Genomic DNA, 5195 nt, shown 5'->3' on the forward strand with positions numbered 1-5195 from the left:
GTTGGGCACAATTAGGACAGACTAAAAACAAATTAGGCAACAAGGAAAAATGATAGTATTTTTGTTGTATAAAATAGGAAAATAAAATGACAGAATTATTAACAATAAAAGAAGCAAGTTTATGGGCAAGTAACCATTTGAGCAAAAATGTTACTACTTCCAATATTTCATATCTAATTCAATACGGAAAAGTAAAAAAATATGGAGATAATGGAACAACTGCTGTTAATAAATACGACCTATTAGATTACTATAAAAGTTATAATGGGCAACGAGAAACAGACTGGCGAGAAAAACTTGGTAACGATTTAAACTGGGCTTTATCATTCGATAATTTAAAAGAAAAAGATACTACAAAACATATTCATAGACTTCATCCATACAAAGGAAAATTTATACCGCAATTAGTAGAATATTTTATTGACAACCATACAGATAATTTCAAGAAAGAAACATACTTTAAAGAAGGTGATATTATTCTTGACCCATTTTCTGGAAGTGGAACAACAATGGTGCAAGCCAATGAATTAGGAATGCACGCAATAGGCATTGATATTTCAGCATTTAACTCACTTATTGCAAATGTAAAAGTTGTAAAAGTTGATTTCCAAGATTTAAATAGTGAATTAAAACGAATAACAGAAGCATTAAAATTTTTTATTTCTCAAAATAAAAATGCTCAGTTTGAAAATGAACTACTCGAAAAATTAAATGTTTTTAATAAAAAATATTTTCCATCGCCTGAGTATAAAATTAAAGTTCGGAATAAGGAAATAATTGAAAGAGATTACACTCCAAAAAAAGAAAATGAGTTTTCTGAAACTTTTGAAAAATTACGAGAAAAATATAACATAGAATTAAAGCAAGACAAATCAAGTAATTTTCTTGAAAAATGGTATCTCGAACCTATAAAAAATGAAATAGATTTTACTTTTGAACAACTTAAAAAAGTTAAAAATCTAACTACGAAAAAAATAATAACAATTATATTAAGTAGAACAATTAGGTCTTGCAGAGCAACCACTCATGCTGACTTAGCAACACTTAAAGAACCTGTAACAAAAACATATTATTGTCGGAAGCACGGAAAAATTTGTAAACCCCTATTTTCAATGCTTTCTTGGTGGGAAAGATACGGTAAAGATACTATAAAACGATTTTACGAATTTGATTATCTGAGAACTGACACATATCAAAATTGCCTGCAAGGGGATGCAAGAAATATTAATATCTTTTCAGAATTAGAAAATAAAAATTCTGAATTTTCGAAACTGGCAAAAGAACAAAAAATTAAAGGAATTTTTTCCAGTCCGCCATATGTCGGATTAATTAATTATCACGAACAACACGCTTATGCTTATGATTTATTTGGTTTCACACGAAATGATGAATTAGAAATAGGACCTCTTTATAAAGGTCAAGGACGAGAAGCAAGAAATTCATACATTGAAGGAATTGCACAAGTATTAATTAATTCTAAGAAGTATTTGCAGGACGATTATGATATTTTTCTTGTAGCAAACGATAAATATAATATGTATCCTACGATTGCTGAAAAATCTGGAATGAAAATCGTAAATCAATATAAAAGACCTGTTTTAAATAGAACAGAAAAAAACAAATCGGCTTATGCTGAGATAATATTTCATTTAAAAGCCAAATAATGAAAAAATTTGAAATTCAATATGTGAGTAGATATTATGATGAAAAAAATTATTGTTCTGAAATAATATCTGCAAATTCCGAAGATGAAGCATTGATATCTTTTGCAAATATTTTTGAGATAGAAAACTTTAAATTATTTTTACAGCCTTTTTTTATATGGGAAAATGGAGAATGGCTGTCTTCTTTCAAGTGTATTAATGAAGTAAAAGAAATTAGCTGTCCACAATGTAATGGTGCAGGAAAAATAAATATAAACATTTAAAATAATGGCATTATCAAAAGAACAAATACAATCAGTTGAGAATACCGTTAGAAATAGTTTGAGAAACAGGTTTAACTCATATAATCCCGAGCCAGCCGTAATGCCATTTCATACAAGATTATTAGGGAAAGATAGACTTGCTCTGTATTCTTTTATTCACTCGTTGAATACAAATTTTGGAACAACAATTTTTGAACCTGTTGCAGTTTCTTTGGCTTCAAGTAGATTTAAAATTGCCAAACTTCAAATGAAATCTGGGACAAGGATTAGCGAACAAGCACAATATGAAATTCAGAAAATAATGGATGAATTAACTGCTGCTAATAAAAAACCTGATAAGCAAAAAGAGATAGAAATAATTCGTAAAGTATGCCAAAAAGGAGAAATGCGAACAGTTAAACCAACAAGAGTAGATGTTTATCTTGAAAGTGAAGATGGAGAGATATACTTGTTTGACATAAAGACAGCAAAACCTAACAAAGGCGGGTTTAAAGAATTTAAAAGAACACTATTAGAATGGTCAGCAACTGTTTTATCAGAAAATCCCAAAGCAAGAATTAACACATTAATTGCTATCCCATATAATCCTTATGAGCCTAAACCATACAGTCGTTGGACAATGGCTGGTATGCTTGATTTAGAGAAAGAATTAAAAGTTGCGGAAGAATTTTGGGACTTTCTTGGTGGTGATGGGGCATATGATGATTTACTTGGTTGTTTTGAACGAGTTGGAATTGAAATGAGACAAGAAATTGATACATACTTTGCTCGATTTAATAAATAACTGTGCCCAACAAAGGCTATACGTAATTTGGGTAATATGCTGATATTGAAGTTTGTAGTGTTAAATAAAATTAGTGGTAAATTGAAAATTAATCGTTTCAAAATCCCAAACTACGCATAGCCAAACCGTTAAACTGTCTAAAAACTATTAAAAAGCAATTATTTTGATGAGACAACAAAGTGTATGATTAAAAAAAACAGCTATTTGGAAAATTACTGACTGGGTACAAATATCAATATTCAGGCTTATTAGACAGACTGCCATTACAAGCAGTTCGAACGAAATCTGAAAATTAATTTTAAAATCCTACCAAAAATTAGTAATTTTGTAGCAAATTTTAAGTTAATGCAAAAAACACATCAATTTTATTAGGACATGAATCAAGTAAAACAACAGAAATTTACACTCATATTACTAGCAATGGGCTTGGCTATCTTACTAACTCGCTGGATAATATGGAATTATAGGTTTTTAAATATATCTGTACATAATGGAAATAAACGGAAGTTCTGTTTATACGAATGTTCTAAACTATTTAAAAAGGAGAAATAAATCATGTTACAATTAAAAAATAATTTCATTTTCGCTCCTGTTAAAACTGGATACAGCGACAAAACAGGTGTTATTACTGAGAAACATCTTAATTTTTACGAAGAAAGAAGTCAATATATTGGAGCAGTTACACCTGAACCAATGTATCTTGATAAGGGGTTAAGAGAATTGCCTACGCAAATTGGCATTGACAATGATACTAAAATTGAAGGGTTAAAAAAGTTAACAAATAAAATTCATCAATTTAACACAAAAGTTATTGCACATTTGAATCATCCGGGAAGAATGGCTAACCCGAAAATCCCGGGAAACTATTTTTTGTCATCAACAGATAAAGCATGTGAGATGGGGGGGGGGGTATCTCCAAAAGAAATGGATCAGAGTGATATTCAACATGCAATAAATTTATTTGCTGACGCTGCAAAACGTTCAGAGAAAGCAGGTTTTGATATTATTGAACTTCAATTTGGACATGGGTATCTTCCTGCTCAATTTATTTCGCCAAAAGTAAACAATAGAACCGATGAATATGGCGGAAGTTTTGAGAACAGAATAAAATTTCCGCTACAAATTTTAGATGCCGTAAAATCAACAACTGATTTGCCAATTATTATCAGAATAAGTGGCGATGAAATGATTCCTGACGGAATTAAATTAGAGGAAATGATTAAGTTTTCTAAAATTTTAAAAGAAAAATCCATTGAAGCTATCCATGTTTCAGCCGGAACAGTTTGCAATACTCCCCCCTGGTATTTTCAACACATGTTTGTACCAAAAGGAAAAACCTGGGAATTTGCTAAAAAAATCAAAAAAGAAACTAATGTTCCCACAATTTACGTGGGGCAAATAAATTCTGAAATCGACATAAAAAACCTGACAGATAATTTCAAAGCCGATTATATTGCAATCGGAAGAGCACTTGTTGCCGATCCTGATTTTGTTGGAAAATATCTAAATAAAATAAAAGGGAATATTCGTCCTTGTCTTGCTTGTGCCGAAGGTTGTTTGGGAGGAGTAAAATCAGGACAAGGGCTTCAATGCCTTGTAAACCCGAAAGTAGGCAAAGAAATTGATATTTTTGAAAAAGTCGAAAAATCTAAAAACTTTGCTGTTATTGGAGGTGGTTTGGCAGGAATGGAAGCCGCTTTGACATTAAAGAAAAGAGGTCATAAAGTAACTCTTTTTGAAAAAGAAAAACTTGGCGGACAATTTAATCTTGCTCCTCTTACGCCAAATAAAAAATCTATGGATGGTTTAATACCATATTTTATTAATGAAATTAAAGACAATAATATTGATGTTGTTTATAAAGAAGCAGAAAAGGCAGATCTGATAAAATATGATGAGGTTGTTATTGCCACAGGTTCTAAGCCGGCAGAAATAAAAATTGATGGTTTAGATAAATTCTATTGGGCAGAAATATTACTAAAGAAAAATTTGCCAAAAGACAAAAGGGTTTTGATAATTGGCGGAGGACTTATAGGAGTTGATATCGCAACAGCATTAATTCCGCTCAATAATCAGGTGATTATTGTTAAGCGAACAACTGACTTTGGTGAAGATATGGAAATGATTGCAAAATTACTTTCTTTAAAAATGATGAAAGAAAAAGGAACTGTTTTTAGCGATCATACACATATAAAAAAGATTTCAGGGAAAACAGTTTATGCAGAAAAAGATGGAGCAGATATTCAATTTAATGACATTGATATTATTGTGGTTTCAGCCGGAATGAAAAGTTTTAACCCTTTAGGAAAAGAACTCAAAAATAGTATTACTGTTCATGTTATTGGTGATGCTAAAAAAATAGGGAATGCACAAGATGCAATAAAAAATGCTTATGAAGTAACAAAAAGGATATAAAAACAGTTTAGAATCGAGTAGGCGGCTGACGGAGTAATCTCCGCCAGTGCACCTCTCACACCACCAAGC

4 protein-coding genes are annotated in these 5195 nt (G+C 30.9%); all 4 read left to right on the forward strand.

What is annotated here, in order from left to right; translation table 11 throughout:
• Positions 1 to 86 precede the first annotated feature (86 nt).
• Positions 87 to 1664: a DNA methyltransferase gene (locus U9R42_02165; protein ID MEA3494819.1), complete on the forward strand. Its 1578-nt coding sequence runs from the start codon at positions 87 to 89 to the stop codon at positions 1662 to 1664.
• A complete protein-coding gene (locus U9R42_02170) occupies positions 1664 to 1927 on the forward strand; it encodes a hypothetical protein (protein ID MEA3494820.1) in 264 nt (87 codons plus the stop codon). Before U9R42_02165 ends, U9R42_02170 begins: the two co-directional genes overlap by 1 nt.
• Positions 1928 to 1931: 4 nt before the next feature.
• On the forward strand, positions 1932 to 2711 hold the full coding sequence (locus U9R42_02175) for a TdeIII family type II restriction endonuclease (GenBank protein MEA3494821.1): 780 nt from the start codon (positions 1932 to 1934) through the stop codon (positions 2709 to 2711).
• Between the two features lie 555 nt (positions 2712 to 3266).
• Positions 3267 to 5126: an NAD(P)/FAD-dependent oxidoreductase gene (locus tag U9R42_02180; GenBank protein ID MEA3494822.1), complete on the forward strand. Its 1860-nt coding sequence runs from the start codon at positions 3267 to 3269 to the stop codon at positions 5124 to 5126.
• The last annotated feature ends 69 nt before the right edge of the window (positions 5127 to 5195 follow it).

The sequence above is a fragment of the Bacteroidota bacterium genome (genome assembly GCA_034723125.1).
GTDB lineage: Bacteria > Bacteroidota > Bacteroidia > CAILMK01 > JAAYUY01 > JAYEOP01.